The sequence below is a fragment of the Bordetella genomosp. 2 genome, assembly GCF_002261345.1.
Classification (GTDB): Bacteria; Pseudomonadota; Gammaproteobacteria; order Burkholderiales; family Burkholderiaceae_B; genus Bordetella_A.
The window spans coordinates 783,946-800,368 of record NZ_NEVT01000006.1 but is presented as its reverse complement, the minus strand read 5'-3'; the positions used below and the strand labels follow the sequence as shown (position 1 = coordinate 800,368).

General features: G+C 68.3%; 15 protein-coding genes. 13 read left to right on the top strand and 2 right to left on the bottom strand.

All coding sequences use genetic code 11. The features are described 5' to 3' along the window. Positions 1-89 precede the first annotated feature (89 nt). Positions 90-1,097: a tRNA dihydrouridine(20/20a) synthase DusA gene (gene dusA, locus CAL24_RS13975; RefSeq protein WP_094807275.1), complete on the top strand. Its 1,008-nt coding sequence runs from the start codon at positions 90-92 to the stop codon at positions 1,095-1,097. 9 nt (positions 1,098-1,106) lie between these two features. Here dusA and CAL24_RS13970 read toward each other — a convergent pair whose 3' ends face one another. Both CAL24_RS13970 and CAL24_RS13965 read right to left on the bottom strand, forming a co-directional pair. After that, complete coding sequence (locus CAL24_RS13970) at positions 1,107-1,568, bottom strand: CBS domain-containing protein (RefSeq protein ID WP_028355566.1); 462 nt, start codon at positions 1,566-1,568, stop codon at positions 1,107-1,109. After that, positions 1,562-2,911 (bottom strand): YihY family inner membrane protein, encoded by a 1,350-nt coding sequence (locus CAL24_RS13965; RefSeq protein WP_094806986.1) that lies wholly within the window; start codon positions 2,909-2,911, stop codon positions 1,562-1,564. The genes CAL24_RS13970 and CAL24_RS13965 overlap by 7 nt, the downstream gene beginning before the upstream one ends. Positions 2,912-2,928: 17 nt before the next feature. On the opposite strand from CAL24_RS13965, the gene CAL24_RS13960 reads away from it, so the two are divergent. From CAL24_RS13960 to CAL24_RS13905, 12 genes are all read left to right on the top strand, one after another. Further along, positions 2,929-3,312, top strand: coding sequence for a DUF2069 domain-containing protein (locus tag CAL24_RS13960; protein ID WP_028355568.1), 384 nt, complete (start codon positions 2,929-2,931; stop codon positions 3,310-3,312). After that, positions 3,309-4,790, top strand: a complete 1,482-nt coding sequence (locus CAL24_RS13955) for a protein adenylyltransferase SelO (protein ID WP_038853887.1) — start codon at positions 3,309-3,311, stop codon at positions 4,788-4,790. Before CAL24_RS13960 ends, CAL24_RS13955 begins: the two co-directional genes overlap by 4 nt. A gap of 106 nt (positions 4,791-4,896) precedes the next feature. Continuing rightward, positions 4,897-5,955, top strand: coding sequence for a chorismate synthase (gene aroC, locus CAL24_RS13950; RefSeq protein WP_028355570.1), 1,059 nt, complete (start codon positions 4,897-4,899; stop codon positions 5,953-5,955). A 59-nt stretch (positions 5,956-6,014) separates the two neighbouring features. Further along, a complete protein-coding gene (locus CAL24_RS13945) occupies positions 6,015-6,857 on the top strand; it encodes a M48 family metallopeptidase (protein WP_081760474.1) in 843 nt (280 codons plus the stop codon). A 140-nt stretch (positions 6,858-6,997) separates the two neighbouring features. Then, positions 6,998-8,401, top strand: a complete 1,404-nt coding sequence (gene leuC / locus CAL24_RS13940; RefSeq protein ID WP_028355572.1) for a 3-isopropylmalate dehydratase large subunit — start codon at positions 6,998-7,000, stop codon at positions 8,399-8,401. Between the two features lie 10 nt (positions 8,402-8,411). Next, on the top strand, positions 8,412-9,062 hold the full coding sequence (gene leuD, locus CAL24_RS13935; protein ID WP_028355573.1) for a 3-isopropylmalate dehydratase small subunit: 651 nt from the start codon (positions 8,412-8,414) through the stop codon (positions 9,060-9,062). A gap of 38 nt (positions 9,063-9,100) precedes the next feature. After that, positions 9,101-10,177, top strand: coding sequence for a 3-isopropylmalate dehydrogenase (gene leuB, locus CAL24_RS13930; protein ID WP_028355574.1), 1,077 nt, complete (start codon positions 9,101-9,103; stop codon positions 10,175-10,177). A 270-nt stretch (positions 10,178-10,447) separates the two neighbouring features. Then, a complete protein-coding gene (asd, locus tag CAL24_RS13925; RefSeq protein ID WP_028355575.1) occupies positions 10,448-11,578 on the top strand; it encodes an aspartate-semialdehyde dehydrogenase in 1,131 nt (376 codons plus the stop codon). Positions 11,579-11,770: 192 nt separating this feature from the next. Beyond that, positions 11,771-13,540, top strand: coding sequence for a type IV pilus assembly protein FimV (locus CAL24_RS13920; protein WP_028355576.1), 1,770 nt, complete (start codon positions 11,771-11,773; stop codon positions 13,538-13,540). A 6-nt stretch (positions 13,541-13,546) separates the two neighbouring features. Next, on the top strand, positions 13,547-14,350 hold the full coding sequence (gene truA / locus CAL24_RS13915) for a tRNA pseudouridine(38-40) synthase TruA (RefSeq protein WP_028355577.1): 804 nt from the start codon (positions 13,547-13,549) through the stop codon (positions 14,348-14,350). 145 nt (positions 14,351-14,495) lie between these two features. Further along, complete coding sequence (locus tag CAL24_RS13910; protein ID WP_028355578.1) at positions 14,496-15,590, top strand: TRAP transporter substrate-binding protein; 1,095 nt, start codon at positions 14,496-14,498, stop codon at positions 15,588-15,590. A 207-nt stretch (positions 15,591-15,797) separates the two neighbouring features. Beyond that, positions 15,798-16,421: a TRAP transporter small permease subunit gene (locus CAL24_RS13905; protein WP_094806985.1), complete on the top strand. Its 624-nt coding sequence runs from the start codon at positions 15,798-15,800 to the stop codon at positions 16,419-16,421. Positions 16,422-16,423 lie beyond the last annotated feature (2 nt).

Sequence of the window (16,423 nt, the reverse complement as noted above, 5' to 3'; positions counted from 1 at the left end):
CCCGATTTTAGTCTACCGCCGCCGCGGCCCCGGACGCCGCCGCGCGTACACCGTAAAATAGTGGATTCCCCATCTTGTTCGAGCGATTTTTGAGTTCCCCCGACTGGCGGCTGTGCGTCGCCCCCATGATCGACGTGACGGACCGACATTGCCGCTACTTTCACCGGCTGCTGGCGCCGCGCGCGCGCCTCTATACCGAGATGATCACCACGGGGGCGCTGCTGCATGGCAACGTGGGGCGGCACCTGGATTTCGACGTGGCCGAACATCCGGTGGCGCTGCAACTGGGCGGCAGCGAACCCGAGGCGCTGGCGCACGCCGCGCGGCTGGGGCGCCAGTGGGGCTACGACGAGATCAACCTGAATTGCGGCTGCCCCTCCGAACGGGTGCAGCGCGGCGCCTTCGGCGCCTGCCTGATGGCCGAGCCCGTCCTGGTGGCCGACTGCATGAAGGCCATGCAGGACGCCGTGGATGTGCCCGTCACGGTCAAGCACCGGCTGGGCCTGGATTACGACGAGTCATACGGTTTCGTGCGCGACTTTGTCGGGGCCATCCACGATACCGGCTGCCGGGTATTCATCGTGCACGCGCGCAACGCCGTGCTCAAGGGCCTGTCGCCCAAGGGCAACCGCGAGATTCCGCCGCTGCGCTACGCGGTGGCGCAACGGCTCAAGGCCGATTTTCCCGACAGCATCATCGTGCTCAACGGCGGGCTGGCCGATGCCGCCCAGGCCGTGGCTGCGGCCGAGGAATTCGATGGCGTGATGCTGGGGCGGGCCGCCTGGCATACGCCGCGCGTGCTGTCGGAGGCCTCGTTGCGCCTGTGGCCGGCGGTCAGGCTGCCAACCGACGCCCAGGTGGTGGACGCCATGGTGCGCTATGCGGCTGCGCAAGTTGCGTTGGGAGTGCCGTTGCGGGTGATCGTGCGCCCCTTGCTGGGGCTGGTGAACGGGCAAGCGGGGGCGCGCCGCTGGCGGCGCCTGTTGTCGGACCCGGCGCGGCTGGCCGGCAATGATCCGGCACTTATTTATGAGGCATGGCGCAGCCTGCAGGGCGCGCCGCGCGAGCGCGCCGAGGCCTTGCCGGCGGCATCCTGAGGCGGTGGCTCAGGCCTTGCTGGCCGCGCTGCCGTCCATCGGCCAGTCGCGGATGTACGCCTTGAGCATGTTGTTCTCGAACTGCTGCGCGGCCACGATGGCCTGCGCCATGTCGTAGAACGAGATCACGCCCATCAGGGTGGGGCCGTCCATGACGGGGATGTAGCGCGCGTGCTTTTCGAGCATCAGGCGCTGCACTTCGTCGGCGCTGGTATTGGGCGACACGCTGACCGGCGCGTCGTCCATGATGGCGCGGATGGTGGTCTGGCCCAATTGGCCATCATGGTCATGCAGGTGCCGGATGATCTCGCGAAAGGTCAGCATGCCGGTCAGCATGCCGGACTCCATGATGACCAGCGAGCCGATGTCCTGCTCGCTCATGGTTTGCACCGCCTGCGCCACCGGCATGTCCGGCGAGGCCGTATAGAGCGTGTCGCCCTTCACACGAAGAATTTCGCTGACCTTCAACATGATGATTCTCCCGGGGCCCGCGGCCCCCTTCTACTATGCTTGCCCGCCTCGAGCGGCACGATCGCCGCGAGTCCGTCAGGTGTATTGTGCGCCAGCCCGGCCAGTTCTTCCAGCGTGGGCGCCTTGCCGGCGCCCAGCACGGCGGCCGCCACGGCGGCGACCTGCGGGTCGTCGCGCAGGCGGGGCTGGTGCCGGTCCAGCAGGAAGTGGTCGAAAACCGGCTCGAGCGTGGTCTGGCGCGGGTCGCACGCCAGCAGCCAGCGCTGGCCGGCAGTGCGGGCCACCAGCCCCAGGCTTTCCAGTTTGTCGAGGACGGCGTTTAGTTCGTCATGGTGCAGGTGGAGGCGCTTGGCCAGGGCGCTGGTGCTGCGGCCGGCCGGCCGCATGCCTTGCGCGGCATGCAGTGAGCGCAGCACGGCCAGCGCGTCGATGAAGGGCGCTCCCGGGCTGCGGTTGATCTCCCAGCGGCCCAGCCGGATCAGCGGCACGCTGGCAGCCACCGTGGCGCCGAACAGCACCGCCAGCCACGACAGGTAGATCCACAGCAGGAAGATGGGCAGCGTCGCAAAGGCGCCGTAGATGACGGTGTAGGTGGGAAAGCGCGTCAAGTAATAGGCGAAGGCGGCCTTCATGAGTTCCAGCACGATCGCCGTGCCGAAGCCCCCCGCCAGCGCGTCGCGCCAGTACACGTGGCGATTGGGCACCACCACGAACAGCGCCGCGAACCCCAGGCCGGTGAGTACCAGCGGCACGAACGAGATCGCCAGGCTGAGGATCTCCGGCACGTCGCGCACCAGGCCCATGGACTCGCGCGCCAGGAACGAGGTTGCCCACAGGCTGGCCCCGGCCACCACCGGTCCGAGCGTCACCACTGCCCAATACACCAGCGCGCGCTGGGGCAGGGGACGCTGGCGCGTCACGTGCCAGATGTCGTTGAAGGTCTTGTCGATGGTCATGATGAGCAGCAGCGACGTGACCACCAGGAAGGCGCCGCCGATCGCCGTCAGGCGCGAAGCCTGGCGGGCGAACTGGTTGAGGTAGTCCATGATGTTGTCGGACACGGCCGGCGGCATCAGGCTATGGGCCAGGAAGTCCTCCAGCGCCAGGCGGAAATCCTGGAACACCGGGAAGGCGGTGAACAGCGACAGCACCACCGCCAGCATCGGCACGATGCCCAGCACGGTGGTGAAGGTCAGGCTGGAAGCGACTTGCAGGAGTTTTTCTTCGTCGGCGCGCTGCGCGGCGAAGCGGAACACTTTGCCCACGCGCGCGATCCAGGGCGCACGCTGGCGGGAGGCGGCGGCCGCCGCCGGCTGGACGGCGGACTCGGCGGAATGGCTCATCAGGCGATAATAGCAGCATGAATCCCGAACTCAACCCCACCTTGCGGCGCGTCGCGTCGGCCTCGCTGCTCGGCCTCATCCTGCTGTGCGTGGCCTGGGAAACCGTGCTGGCGCCCATCCGGCCCGGCGGTTCGTGGCTGTTCCTGAAGGCGTTGCCGCTGGCCTTCCCGCTGCGCGGCATCCTGCGCGGCAACTTGTACACCTATCAATGGGCGTCCATGCTGGTGCTGCTGTATCTGATGGAAGGCGTGGTGCGCGCCATGTCGGACCCGGCGCCGTTGTCGGCCGCCCTGGCGGGCCTGGAGGCGGCGCTGTCGCTGGTCTTCTTCCTGGCCGCCATCTTCTATGTGCGGCCCGCCAAGCGCGCCGCGCGCGCCCGGCGCGCCGGAGGTCCATCATGAGCGTCGACACCCTTGGCCAACTGGAGGTGCGCAATTCCTACGCCGCGCTGCCTCCCGTGTTCTATTCGCGGCTCGAGCCCCGGCCGCTGACTGCGCCGCGCCTGTTGCACGCCAACGAGCAGGCGGCTGCGCTGATCGGTCTGTCGGCCGCGGCGCTGCGGTCCGACGAGTTCCTGCGCGTGTTCTCGGGCCAGCAGCCGCTGCCTGGCGGGCAGACGCTGGCCGCCGTCTACAGCGGCCACCAGTTCGGCGTCTGGGCGGGCCAACTGGGCGACGGCCGCGCGCACTTGCTGGGGGAGGTGGCCGGTCCGCGCGGTTCCTGGGAATTGCAGCTCAAGGGCTCCGGCATGACGCCGTATTCACGCATGGGCGACGGCCGCGCGGTGCTGCGCTCGTCGGTGCGCGAGTACCTGGCCAGCGAAGCCATGCACGGCCTGGGTATTCCTACCACGCGGGCGCTGGCGTTGGTGGTGTCGGACGACCCCGTCATGCGCGAGACCGTCGAGACCGCCGCCATCGTCACCCGCATGTCGCCCAGCTTCGTGCGCTTCGGCTCGTTCGAGCACTGGTCGTCGCGCCGCCAGCCGGAAGAGCTGCGCATCCTGGCCGACTACGTGATCGACAAGTTCTATCCGGACTGCCGCCAGGCCGACGACGGCCCCCACGAGCCGCTGTTGCGCCTGCTGGCCGAGGTGACGCGGCGCACGGCCCTGCTGATGGCCGATTGGCAGGCCGTGGGTTTTTGCCATGGCGTCATGAATACCGACAACATGTCCATCCTGGGGCTCACGCTCGATTACGGGCCCTATGGTTTCATGGACACGTTCCGGCTCGACCACATCTGCAACCATTCCGACACCGAAGGCCGCTACGCCTGGAATCGCCAGCCTTCGGTGGCCTTGTGGAACCTGTACCGGCTGGGCGGCAGCCTGCATGCGCTGGTGCCCGATGTCGAGGCATTGCGGGCCGTGCTCGACACCTACGAGGCCACGTTCACCCGGGCCTTCCACGAACGCATGGCGGCCAAGCTGGGGGTGCGCGACTGGCGCGCCGACGACGAGCCGCTGGTCGACGACCTGCTGCGGCTCATGCACGACAACCGCGCCGATTTCACCCTGGTGTTCCGCCGTCTCGCTGATGCGGTGCGGGGACGGCCGCAGGGCTTCCAGGACCTGTTCATCGACCGCGCGGCGGCGCTGGCGTGGTTCGAGCGCCTGGCGGCGCGCCATGCCCAGGAGGGCGAGGCATCCGGGCCCGAGGCGCGGGCCCGCGCCATGGACGCGGTCAATCCGCTGTATGTGCTGCGCAACCACCTGGCCGAACAGGCCATCCAGGCTGCCAAGGCGGGCGACGCCGGCGAGATCGACATCCTGCTGGACCTGCTGCGCGACCCCTACACCGAGCGGCCCGGCCGCGAGGCCTATGCCGCGCTGCCGCCCGACTGGGCCGGCGGCATCGAGGTCAGCTGCTCTTCCTGAACACGCGGCAGCCCGGGCCGGGCCCGCGCCGCACACGTCTGGTAGCGGCCGGCGGCCCACTCGGTGTCATAATCGAGCCTGCTCCACTGGCTTCCCGACCCGCACTATGTCCGGCAACACCCTCGGTACTCTTTTCTGCGTCACTAATTTCGGCGAATCGCATGGCCCGGCCATAGGTTGCGTGGTCGACGGCTGCCCGCCCGGCCTGGCACTGGATGTCGCGGACATCCAGGCCGAGCTCGACCGCCGCCGTCCCGGCACCTCGCGCCATGTCACGCAGCGCCAGGAGGCCGACCAGGTCGAGATCCTGTCCGGGGTCTACGAGGGGGTCACCACGGGCACCCCCATCGCGCTGCTGATCCGCAATACCGATGCGCGCAGCAAGGACTACTCCAATATTGCCGACACCTTCCGGCCTGGCCACGCCGATTTCACCTATACGCGCAAATACGGCCTGCGCGACCCGCGCGGCGGCGGACGCTCGTCGGCGCGCCTGACCGCGCCCACCGTGGCGGCCGGGGCCATTGCCAAGAAATGGCTGGCCGAAACCCACGGCGTGCGGGTGCGCGGCTACATGAGCCAGCTCGGTCCCATCGCCATTCCGTTCGTGTCGTGGGACGACGTGCCGGGCAATCCGTTCTATGCGCCCAACGCGGCCGTCGTGCCCGAACTCGAAGCCTATATGGATCAACTGCGGCGCGACGGCGATTCGGTCGGCGCGCGCATCGAGGTGGTGGCGGAGAACCTGCCGGCGGGCTGGGGCGAGCCCCTGTATGACCGCCTGGATGCCGACATCGCCCACGTGATGATGGGCCTGAACGCCGTCAAGGGCGTCTCCATCGGCGCCGGCTTCGGCTGCATCGAGCAGCGCGGCTCCGAACATGGCGACGAGATCACGCCCGACGGCTTCGTCGGCAACAACGCCGGCGGCGTGCTGGGCGGCATCTCGACCGGGCAGCCGATCACCGTATCGCTGGCCATCAAGCCCACCTCCAGCATCCGGGTCGAGCGCCGCTCGATCAACCGCGCCGGCGAACCCGTCATGGTCCAGACGCTCGGGCGCCATGATCCCTGCGTGGGCATCCGCGCCACCCCGATCGCCGAGGCCATGCTGGCGCTCGTGCTGATCGACCACGCGCTGCGCCATCGGGGGCAATGCGGCTAAGACACCCATTCGCGGCGCCATGCGCCGGTTCGATCACGCCTACGACGGGAGGGAGCCTCATGAACGCTGGAATTCCAACGATTTTGCGGACGTTTCTGCGCACGGCGGCACTGGCCGGCGCCGTGGCGCTGGCGGGTTGCTCGAGCGTGCAGACCACCCAGTCCGGCGCCATCGGCATCGAGCGCACACAGTACATGTCGAGCATGGTGCCCGAGCAGGCCCTCGAGCAGGAAGCCGGCCAGCAGTATGCCGACATCATCCAGAAGGCGCGCGCCCAGGGCGCCCTGGACCGCGATCCCAAGCAGGTGGCGCGGGTCAGGGCCATTTCGCAGCGCCTGATCGCCCAGGCCGGCGTCTTCCGCCCCGATGCCGCGAACTGGCAATGGGAAGTCCACGTGCTGTCGCTGAACGAGGTCAACGCGTGGTGCATGCCGGGCGGCAAGATCGCCGTCTATACCGGCCTGCTCAACCAGATCAAGCCCACCGATGCCGAACTGGCCGCCGTGCTGGGCCATGAAATCGCCCACGCGTTGCGCGAACATGCGCGCGAGCGCGTATCGCAGCAGATGGTCACCAATCTGGGGCTGTCGGTGCTGTCCATCGCGACCGGCGTGTCGGCCGACCTGGGCAGCAAGCTTACCGATGTCATGTTCACCTTGCCCAACAGCCGCACGCACGAGACCGAGGCCGACCTGATGGGCGTCGAGCTGGCCGCGCGCGCGGGCTACGATCCGCGGGCCGCCGTGACGCTGTGGCAGAAGATGGGCGCGGCCGACAGCGGCAATGCGCCGCCCGAGTTCCTCTCCACGCACCCCTCCGCCGCTTCCCGGATTTCCGAGCTGCAGGCGGCCTCGCAGCGCGTCATGCCCCTGTACGAGCAGGCGGGCGGCAAGGGCAAGTAGCGGGAAAGGCCGCGCCAGGGTGGTGCTTCCAATACTAGGATAGCAAGTCTCGTTGTACTAGGTTGGGAGCGTGGGCATAATCGGGGCATCGCTTTTCGATGTCCCCATCCGGCATGGCCGGATTTTCCGCGAGTCTACCCATGGCCCAAACCCTCTACGACAAACTCTGGGAGGCGCACGTCGTCCACCAGGAATCCGACGGCACCTGTCTGCTCTACATCGACCGCCACCTGCTGCATGAGGTCACCAGCCCGCAGGCGTTCGAGGGCCTGGCCATGGCCGGCCGCAAGCCCTGGCGCACCAGCGCCAACCTGGCCGTGGCCGACCACAACGTGCCCACCCTGAACCGGGCGCGCGGCATCGACGACCCGATCTCGAAACTGCAGGTCGATACGCTGGACGCCAACTGCGACAAGTATGGCATCACCGAATTCCGCATGGCCGACCTGCGCCAGGGCATCGTGCACGTCATCGGGCCGGAGCAGGGCGCCACGCTGCCCGGCATGACGGTAGTGTGCGGCGATTCGCACACCAGCACGCACGGCGCGCTGGGCGCGCTGGCGTTCGGCATCGGCACGTCCGAGGTCGAGCACGTGCTGGCCACCCAGACCCTGCTCATGAAGAAGAACAAGAGCATGCTGATCAAGGTGGAAGGCGAACTGCCTTTCGGCTGTACGGCCAAGGATGTGGTGCTGCACATCATCGGCATCATCGGCACCGCAGGCGGCACCGGCCATGCCATCGAGTTCGCCGGCAGCACCATCCGCAACCTGTCGGTCGAAGGGCGCATGACGGTCTGCAACATGGCCATCGAGGCCGGCGCGCGTTCCGGCATGGTGGCGGTGGACGACAAGACCATCGAGTACTTCCGCGGCCGCCCCTTCGCGCCCAGCGGCGTGTTGTGGGACCAGGCCGTGGCCTACTGGCGCACGCTGCACAGCGACCCCGGCGCGAGCTTCGACCGCGTCGTGGAGGTCAACGCGCAGGACATCAAGCCGCAGGTCACCTGGGGCACTTCGCCCGAAATGGTGCTGCCGGTGGACGCGCGCGTTCCCGATCCCGACCGCGAAAAGGATGACGTGCGGCGCAGCGGCATGGAGCGCGCGCTGCAGTACATGGGCCTCAAGCCCAACACCCCGCTGACCGACATCCGCGTCGACCGCGTCTTCATCGGCTCGTGCACCAACTCGCGCATCGAGGACCTGCGCGCGGCGGCGGCCGTGGCGCGCGGCAAGCGCGTGGCATCGAATGTGCGGCAGGCGCTGGTGGTGCCCGGCTCTGGGCTGGTCAAGCAACAGGCCGAGCGCGAGGGCCTGGACAAGATCTTCATCGAGGCCGGCTTCGAATGGCGCGAGCCCGGCTGTTCGATGTGCCTGGCCATGAATGCCGACCGCCTCGAGCCCGAGGAGCGCTGCGCCTCGACCTCGAACCGCAATTTCGAAGGCCGGCAGGGGCAGGGCGGGCGCACGCACCTGGTCAGCCCCGCCATGGCCGCGGCGGCCGCCGTGGCCGGCCACTTCGTCGACGTCCGCAATTTCCGCTGAGAGCCTGATCATGCAAGCATTCACCACTCACGAAGGCCTGGTGGCCCCGCTCGACCGCGAGAACGTCGACACCGACCTCATCATTCCCAAGCAATTCCTGAAATCCATCAAGCGCACCGGCTTCGGTCCCAACCTGTTCGACGAACTGCGCTACCTGGACCACGGCGAGCCCGGCATGGACAACAGCAAGCGGCCGCTGAACCCGGATTTCGTGCTCAACCAGCCGCGCTACCAGGGCGCCTCGATCCTGCTGGCGCGCAAGAATTTCGGTTGCGGCTCCAGCCGCGAGCACGCGCCATGGGCGCTGACCCAGTACGGCTTCCGCGCCATCATCGCGCCTTCCTACGCCGATATCTTCTTCAACAACAGCTTCAAGAACGGCTTGCTGCCCATCGTGCTGTCGGAACTGGAAGTGGCGCGCCTGTTCGACGAGGTCAAGGCGTTCCCGGGCTACAAGCTGCGCATCGACCTCGAGCGGCAGGTGGTGGTCACCGGCGAAGGGCGTGAACTGACGTTCGACATCGAGCCGTTCCGCAAGTACTGCTTGCTCAACGGCTTCGACGATATCGGCCTGACGCTGCGCCAGTCGGACAAGATCCGCGCGTTCGAGGCCGAGCGCCTGGCCCGCCATCCCTGGCTGGAAAGCCGGCCTGTCGTGTGACCGTCCAGTTTTTCTGACATTCATTCATAGGTTTTTTCATGACGCATAACATCGCAGTGCTGCCCGGCGACGGTATCGGGCCCGAGATCGTCGAGCAGGCCGTGCGCGTGCTGGGCGCGCTGGGCCTGTCGCTGGAGATCAAGCAGGCGCCGGTGGGCGGCGCCGCCTACGACAAGTTCGAGCATCCGCTGCCGCCGGCCACCCTGGACCTCGCCCGCAATTCGCACGCCGTGCTGTTCGGCGCCGTGGGCGACTGGAAATACGACAGCCTGCCGCGCGAATTCCGGCCCGAGCAGGCCATCCTGGGCCTGCGCAAGGCGTTGGGGCTGTTCGCCAACCTGCGCCCGGCCATCCTGTATCCGGAACTGGCCAGCGCCTCGTCGCTCAAGCCCGAGATCGTCTCGGGGCTGGACATCCTGATCATCCGCGAACTGACCGGCGACATTTACTTCGGCACGCCGCGCGGCGTGCGCGATGCGGCGGACGGGCCGTTTGCCGGCGAGCGCGAAGGCTTCGATACCATGCGCTACGCCGACACCGAGGTGCGCCGCATCGCGCGCATCGGCTTCGAGTCGGCGCGCAAGCGCGGCAAGAAGCTGTGCAGCGTCGACAAGGCCAACGTGCTGGAGACCTCGCAGTTCTGGCGCGACATCGTCATCGAGGTGGCGCGCGACTATCCCGACGTGGAACTGTCGCACATGTACGTCGATAATGCCGCCATGCAGCTGGTGCGCAACCCGCGCCAGTTCGACGTGATCGTCACCGGCAACCTGTTCGGCGACATCCTGTCCGACGAGGCGGCCATGCTGACCGGCTCGATCGGGATGCTGCCGTCCGCATCGCTGAACGCCTCCGGACAGGGCCTGTACGAACCCAGCCACGGGTCCGCGCCGGATATTGCCGGGCAGGGCATCGCCAACCCGCTGGCGACCATCCTGTCGGCCGCCATGCTGTTGCGCTACTCGCTCGACCTCGCGCCGCAGGCCGACCGCATCGAGGCCGCCGTGCGTGCGGTGCTGGCCCAGGGCCTGCGCACCGCCGACATCCACGAGCCCGGCACCACCAAGGTCTCGACCGCCCAGATGGGCGACGCGGTGCTCAAGGCGCTGGGCTGACGCGCGCGTCCGCGCGCCCGGCGTTGGCCGGGAGGTGTCGGACACCCGCATGGGAGGTGCCAGCCCCCCCCGGAGACGCGGCGGCAATACGCCGACGGTCTCCGCAGTGTGTCTGGCACCTTTGCGGCACCAAGGCAGCCGGCTCCTCCCCGATGTGCGCTCGCATCCGGCCCCGATTTTTTAGCGTGCAGCGCAACATTCGAGCCCGCATTCTGATAAATTGTCGGGATCGAAGGCTTTTTTCTTTTATCTACCTCAAGAGCATTGAACATGACGCAAGCAGTAGGCCTGGTCGGCTGGCGCGGCATGGTCGGTTCCGTCCTCATGCAGCGCATGCGCGACGAAAACGACTTCGCCCTGATCGATCCCGTATTCTTTTCCACCAGCAATGCCGGTGGCGCGGCGCCCGCCTGGGCCGACGGCGCAGGCCCGCTGCAGGACGCCTACGATATCGATGCTCTGAAAAAACTGCCCATCATCGTCACTGCGCAAGGCGGCGACTACACCTCCGAAGTCTTCCCCAAGCTGCGCGGGGCGGGCTGGAACGGCATCTGGATCGACGCCGCCAGCACGCTGCGCATGAAGGACGACGCCATCATCGTCCTCGACCCGGTCAATCGCCCGGTCATCGACGCGGCCCTCAAGCGCGGCGTGCGCAATTTCATCGGCGGCAACTGCACGGTCAGCTGCATGCTGATGGGCCTGGCGGGCCTGTTCAACAACGACCTGGTCGAATGGATGACTTCCATGACCTACCAGGCCGCCTCGGGCGGCGGGGCGCAGCACATGCGCGAACTGCTGACGCAGTTCGGCCTGCTGAACCAGGCCGTCAAGCCGCTGCTCGACGATCCGGCCTCGGCCATCCTGGAAATCGACCGCGGCGTGCTCACGGCGCAACAGGATCCGGCGCTGCCGCAGGAACACTTCGGCGTGCCGCTGGGCGGCAACCTGATCCCCTGGATCGACAAGGACCTGGGCGACGGCATGTCGCGCGAAGAATGGAAGGCCGAAGCCGAGACCAACAAGATCCTCGGCCGCGGCGCCGCGTTCGGCACGCCGGCCACGCCGGTCGACGGCTTCTGCGTGCGCATCGGCGCCATGCGCTGCCACAGCCAGGCGCTGACCATCAAGCTCAAGCGCGACCTGCCGCTCGACGAAATCGAGTCGCTGATCGCCCAGGGGACGCAATGGGCCAAGGTCGTGCCCAATACCAAGGAAGACACCATCCGCGCGCTGACGCCGGTCGCCGTGACCGGCACGCTGGACATCCCGGTGGGGCGCCTGCGCAAGCTGTCGATGGGTCCGCAGTACCTGGGCGCCTTCACGGTGGGCGACCAGTTGCTCTGGGGCGCGGCCGAGCCGCTGCGCCGCATGCTGCGCATCGCCCTGGCCGAGGCCTGACGGACGTCCGGCCGCTTCGAGCGGCCGGGGCCGGCGGCGAAGGCACCTGCGGGTGCCTTTGCGCTATCTGGGCTGCGCGGTCGATCATGCCCCCTCGCAACGCCGGCTTGCAGATTTGTGAATCACGGTCCATACATTAAACTTTCGCCCAGCATTGGCCGGTAACTTGATTCGTACAGCAGGATTCCCACTATGACCTTGCGCTCGCGCCATTCCTTGCACGCCCCTCGTACCAAAGCCCTGCAGTGGGCGGTGGCCCTGGCCCTCGGCGCGTCGCTCGGTACGGTGGCCCAGGCCGCCAGCGTGGGTCATTCGCGCGTCGTATCGGCGCCCGGCGCGCCGTTGCAGGTGGTGGTGCCGCTGCAGGGCCTGAGCCCGGAAGAGGTCGCCTCGCTGCAGGTATCGCTGGCCGACCCGGCCGCGTGGCAGCGCGCCGGCTTGAATCCGCCCGTGCCGCTGGACAGCGTGCAGGTCAGCATCCAGGACGGCGCCGATGCCGCGCGCAAGAACATACGTATCGTGTCGACCCAGCCGCTGGCCACGCAAGCGGTCGATCTGCTTCTCGATGTGCGCTCCAGCGCCGGGCACCGCCAGGTGCAGGTCACCATCCTGGTGCCGCCGCGAGGGGCGGGCGCCGACGTGCAACCGGCGCGCGTGGGCAGTGGCGCGGCCGCATCCGGCGCCTCTGCCGGCGCCGTCACGGTCCGCCAGGGCGACAACCTGTTCCGCATCGCCCGTCGCAATGCCGTGCCGGACGCCAGCGTCTACCAGATGCTGGTGGCGCTCTGGCGCGCCAACCCCCAGGCCTTCATCCAGAACAACATGAACCTGGTGCGCGCCGGCGAGACGCTGTCGATTCCCGACGCGGCCACCGTGCGCGCCATCGACCCCGCCGAGGCGCGCCGCATTTTCGCCGAGCAAGTGGCGGCCTTCGAACGCTATCGCGGCCGGGCCGGCGCGGATGCCGCCGCTGGCGCGGCAGTGGCTGGTGCTGGCGGGGCCGCCGCCGGCCAGGTGAGCCAGGGCGGCCCGTCCGAGCCAGGTGTCTCCTCGACGCCGCAAGACCGGCTGCGCCTGAGCGCGACCTCGTCGGCCGACGCCCAGGCCGACGCGCGCACGTCCAGCGAGCGCGCCATGCAGGACGCGCAACAACGCGTCGACACATTGCAGGGCAACGTCGATGCGCTGAGCCAGGCCGCCGGCGGCAAGGGCGGCCAGGCCGGTGCGACGGCGGGGGGCGCGGCCGGTGCCGCGGCCACCGGGGCCGGGGCCGGCCAGGCTGGCACCCAGGCGTCTGGCGCCGCCGGCGACTCGGGCGCATCCGGCCAGTCCGGTTCGCCCGGCACGGCGGATGCCGGCTCTTCCAATGGCGCCCAGACAGGCGCCGGCGCGTCCAACGGCGCCCAGGCGGGCGCGGCCGAGGGCGCCGCCGCGGGCGCCAATGCCCACCAGGGCGCGGCGCCCGCTGGCGGCAATGATGCCGCAGCCAGCGCCAACGGCACTGGCGCGGCAAGCGGATCCGCGGCGGCGCCGGGCGCCGCCGGCGTGAACGGCGCGGCCGGAACGAGCGGCTCCGGCACGACCGCTGCCGCACCGGGCGCCGGCGCGGCCGGTGCAGGCGCGCCAGGCGCGGCCGGCGCACCCGCGGCGGCTGGCGGGCAAGACCAGGCCGGCCAGGGGAAGGCTGCGGCAGATCCCGCGCGCGAGGCATCCGCCAGCAGCATGCCGGGCTGGCTGGCCGATAACCTGCTCGTCATCGTCACCGCGGCGCTGGCGTTCATCGTGCTCGTCATCGCCTGGTTGCTGCGCCGTGCCGGCGCGCGCCGGGCGGACGAGGACGAAGCCTCTTATGGCGAGCCGGTGCTCGACACCGCCGCGCTCAATCGCAAGCTGGACGGCATCAACCTGGACCTGGACCAGCCGCCGTCCGACGAGCCGCCTGCCGGCCGGCCGCGCGCCTGACATCCCATGCCGCGCATGGCGTTGGGGCTGGCCTACGATGGCTCCCCGTGGCAAGGCTGGCAGACCCAGCCGCACCGGCAGACGGTCCAGGACACGCTGGAAGCGGCCCTGGCCAGCTTTGCCGGCGGCGGCAGCCTGGCTACCGTCTGCGCCGGCCGCACCGATACCGGTGTCCATGCCGCGATGCAGGTGGTGCATCTGGACACCGACCTGGCGCGCCGCCCCGAATCATGGGTGCGGGGCGTCAATGCCTTCCTGCCGCCCAGTATCGCCGTACAGTGGGCGCAGGCCGTGCCGGACACTTTCCACGCCCGTTTCTCCGCGCGTTCGCGCACCTACGTATACCTGTTGTGGCGCGGACGGGTGCGTCCGCCGCTGTGGGCGGGGCGTGCCGGCTGGTGCTTCCAGCCCCTGGATATCGCCGCCATGCGGCAGGCCGCCCGGGCGCTGCTCGGCGAGCACGACTTTTCCAGCTTCCGCTCATCGCAGTGCCAGGCGCGCCATCCCGTGCGCACCCTGCACCAGCTCGACATCGTCGAGCGCGGCCCGTTCCTGGTATTCACCCTGCGCGCCAACGCCTTCCTGCATCACATGGTGCGCAACCTGATCGGCGCCTTGCTGCAGGTGGGGCAGGGGCGCGAGCCGGCTGCCTGGATGGCCGCGGTGCTGGCCGTGCGCGACCGCCGGCAGGCCGCTCCCACCTTTGCGCCCGACGGGCTCTACCTTTCCGCCATCGAATATCCGGCTGAATTCCAACTGAACGAAGCCGATGGCGGGCCGCGGCTGCTGTCTCCTTTTACATTTACTTAAGGGTTATCAGCAGGAGCGCGGTAATCGGGAATCCCTATATTATTGCGAACGAAAAAAACGGCAGCCTCTACACGAGCTGCCGTTTTCGCGGCCGTTCCACACGAACGGCACGCTCTGCATCGCTTCCAAACAGGAGACTTCAGTAATGCAACGCCGTTCGTTCCTCAAAAAGGCCACCCTGGGCGCCGCAGCCGGCGGCGCCACCCTTGCCGCGCCGGCCCTGGCGCAGGATTCCCCCACCTTGAACTGGCGGCTGGCCTCCAGTTTCCCGCGCAGCGCCGACGCCATCTATACCGGCGGCGAGAATCTGGCCAAGTACGTGTCCGAGGCGACGGACGGCAAGTTCAATATCCGCGCCTTCCCCGCTGGCGAGATCGTGCCGGCCCTGCAAGTGCTGGACGCGGTGCAGAACAACACCATCGAATGCGGCCACACCGCTTCGTACTACTACTTCGGCAAAGACCCCGCGCTGTGCTTCGACGGCGCCGTGCCTTTCGGCCTGAATACCCGCCAGATGAACGCCTGGATGCGGCATGGCAACGGCCTGAAGCTGACGCGCGAGCTGTTCCAGAAGTACAACGTCGTCAATTTTCCCTGCGGTTACACCGGTACGCAGATGGGCGGCTGGTTCCGCAACGAGATCAAGTCGGTCGATGACCTGAAGGGCCTGAAATTCCGCGCCAGCGCCTTCGCGGGCGCCGTGCTGTCGCGCCTGGGCGTGGTGCCGCAACAGATCGCCGGCGGCGACATCTACCCCTCGCTGGAAAAGGGCACTATCGATGCGGCCGAGTGGATCGGCCCCTACGACGACGAGAAGCTCGGTTTCCACAAGGTCGCCAAGAACTATTACTTCCCCGGTTGGTGGGAGGGCACGTTGCAGGTCTCCCTGTATGTCAACCAGGAAGCCTACAACAAGCTGCCCAAGCACTACCAGGCGGCCCTCTCGCAAGCGGCCGCCGCGGCGACCGCCGACATGATCGCCAAGTACGACGCCGAGAACCCCGCGGCGCTGCGCCGGCTGGTGTCGCAGGGCGCCCAGCTCAAGGCCTTCCCGAAGGCCGTCATGGACGCCTGCTATACCGAGGCCACCAAGGTGTACGAGGAGTTCTCGGCCAAGGATCCCATGTTCAAGAAAATCTACGAGGACATGGTGGCCTTCCGCGACAACGAGATCCCGTGGTTCCGTGTGGCCGAAGGCAGCTTCGACGGCTTCATGGGCACGGTCAGCGGCCGCAAGTAACAGGCAGCGCCGGGCTGCCCCGGGCGGGCTGGGTCGACGACGCGATAAAATCGTCCGATTCAGCCCCCGCGGCGCCCGCCACAAGCCGGCCTGGCGCGGGCCTTCGCATGCCGACGGCACCGCGGCCACCCCGGGAACCCATTGCATGCCATGTCCCCGCGCCACATCGGGCGCGCGGTGAATTCACTCTAGGTCATTATTCCCATCATGAAAGCATTACTCGCTATCTCGCGCGCCATAGACGCGCTGAACCTGCGGGTGGGGCGAGCCGTGACGTGGATCACGCTGCTGGTGGTGCTGGTGAGCGCCGGCAACGCCCTGGTCCGCAAGGTGTTCGAGACGAGCTCGAACGCGTGGCTGGAACTGCAGTGGTACATGTTCGGTGCCATGTTCCTGCTCACGGCCGGCTACACCCTGCTCAAGAACGAACACGTGCGGGTGGACATCCTGTCCTCGCGCCTGTCCAAGCGTACGCAGATCTACATCGAGATCTTCGGCGTGGTGTTTTTCCTGTTGCCCATGGCGATCCTGATCATGTACTTGTCGTGGCCGATGTTCATGGACTCGTACGTGTCCAACGAGCAGTCGTCGAACTCGGGCGGGCTGGTGCGCTGGCCGGTCAAGCTGCTGATCCCGGTGGGGTTCGCGCTGCTGGTGCTGGCGGGCGTGTCGCGGCTGATCAAGTGCGTGGGGTACCTGCGCGGGCAGGCGCCGGACCCGCTGGCGCGCGCCGAGGGCAAGAGCGCCGAGGAGCAACTGGCCGAGGAGATCGCCCGTGAAGCGCAGGCGCGCGAAGCGGCCCTGCAACAACAACAGGACAAGGGCCGCTGATC

Excerpts from the sequence above, each read along its gene's own strand:
- CAL24_RS13970 (WP_028355566.1), bottom strand. The coding sequence starts at position 1,568 with ATGTTGAAGGTCAGCGAAATTCTTCGTGTGAAGGGCGACACGCTCTAT.
- CAL24_RS13965 (WP_094806986.1), bottom strand. The coding sequence starts at position 2,911 with ATGAGCCATTCCGCCGAGTCCGCCGTCCAGCCGGCGGCGGCCGCCGCC.
- CAL24_RS13960 (WP_028355568.1), top strand. The coding sequence starts at position 2,929 with ATGAATCCCGAACTCAACCCCACCTTGCGGCGCGTCGCGTCGGCCTCG.
- CAL24_RS13955 (WP_038853887.1), top strand. The coding sequence starts at position 3,309 with ATGAGCGTCGACACCCTTGGCCAACTGGAGGTGCGCAATTCCTACGCC.
- aroC (WP_028355570.1), top strand. The coding sequence starts at position 4,897 with ATGTCCGGCAACACCCTCGGTACTCTTTTCTGCGTCACTAATTTCGGC.
- CAL24_RS13945 (WP_081760474.1), top strand. The coding sequence starts at position 6,015 with ATGAACGCTGGAATTCCAACGATTTTGCGGACGTTTCTGCGCACGGCG.
- leuC (WP_028355572.1), top strand. The coding sequence starts at position 6,998 with ATGGCCCAAACCCTCTACGACAAACTCTGGGAGGCGCACGTCGTCCAC.
- leuD (WP_028355573.1), top strand. The coding sequence starts at position 8,412 with ATGCAAGCATTCACCACTCACGAAGGCCTGGTGGCCCCGCTCGACCGC.
- leuB (WP_028355574.1), top strand. The coding sequence starts at position 9,101 with ATGACGCATAACATCGCAGTGCTGCCCGGCGACGGTATCGGGCCCGAG.
- asd (WP_028355575.1), top strand. The coding sequence starts at position 10,448 with ATGACGCAAGCAGTAGGCCTGGTCGGCTGGCGCGGCATGGTCGGTTCC.
- CAL24_RS13920 (WP_028355576.1), top strand. The coding sequence starts at position 11,771 with ATGACCTTGCGCTCGCGCCATTCCTTGCACGCCCCTCGTACCAAAGCC.
- truA (WP_028355577.1), top strand. The coding sequence starts at position 13,547 with ATGCCGCGCATGGCGTTGGGGCTGGCCTACGATGGCTCCCCGTGGCAA.
- CAL24_RS13910 (WP_028355578.1), top strand. The coding sequence starts at position 14,496 with ATGCAACGCCGTTCGTTCCTCAAAAAGGCCACCCTGGGCGCCGCAGCC.
- CAL24_RS13905 (WP_094806985.1), top strand. The coding sequence starts at position 15,798 with ATGAAAGCATTACTCGCTATCTCGCGCGCCATAGACGCGCTGAACCTG.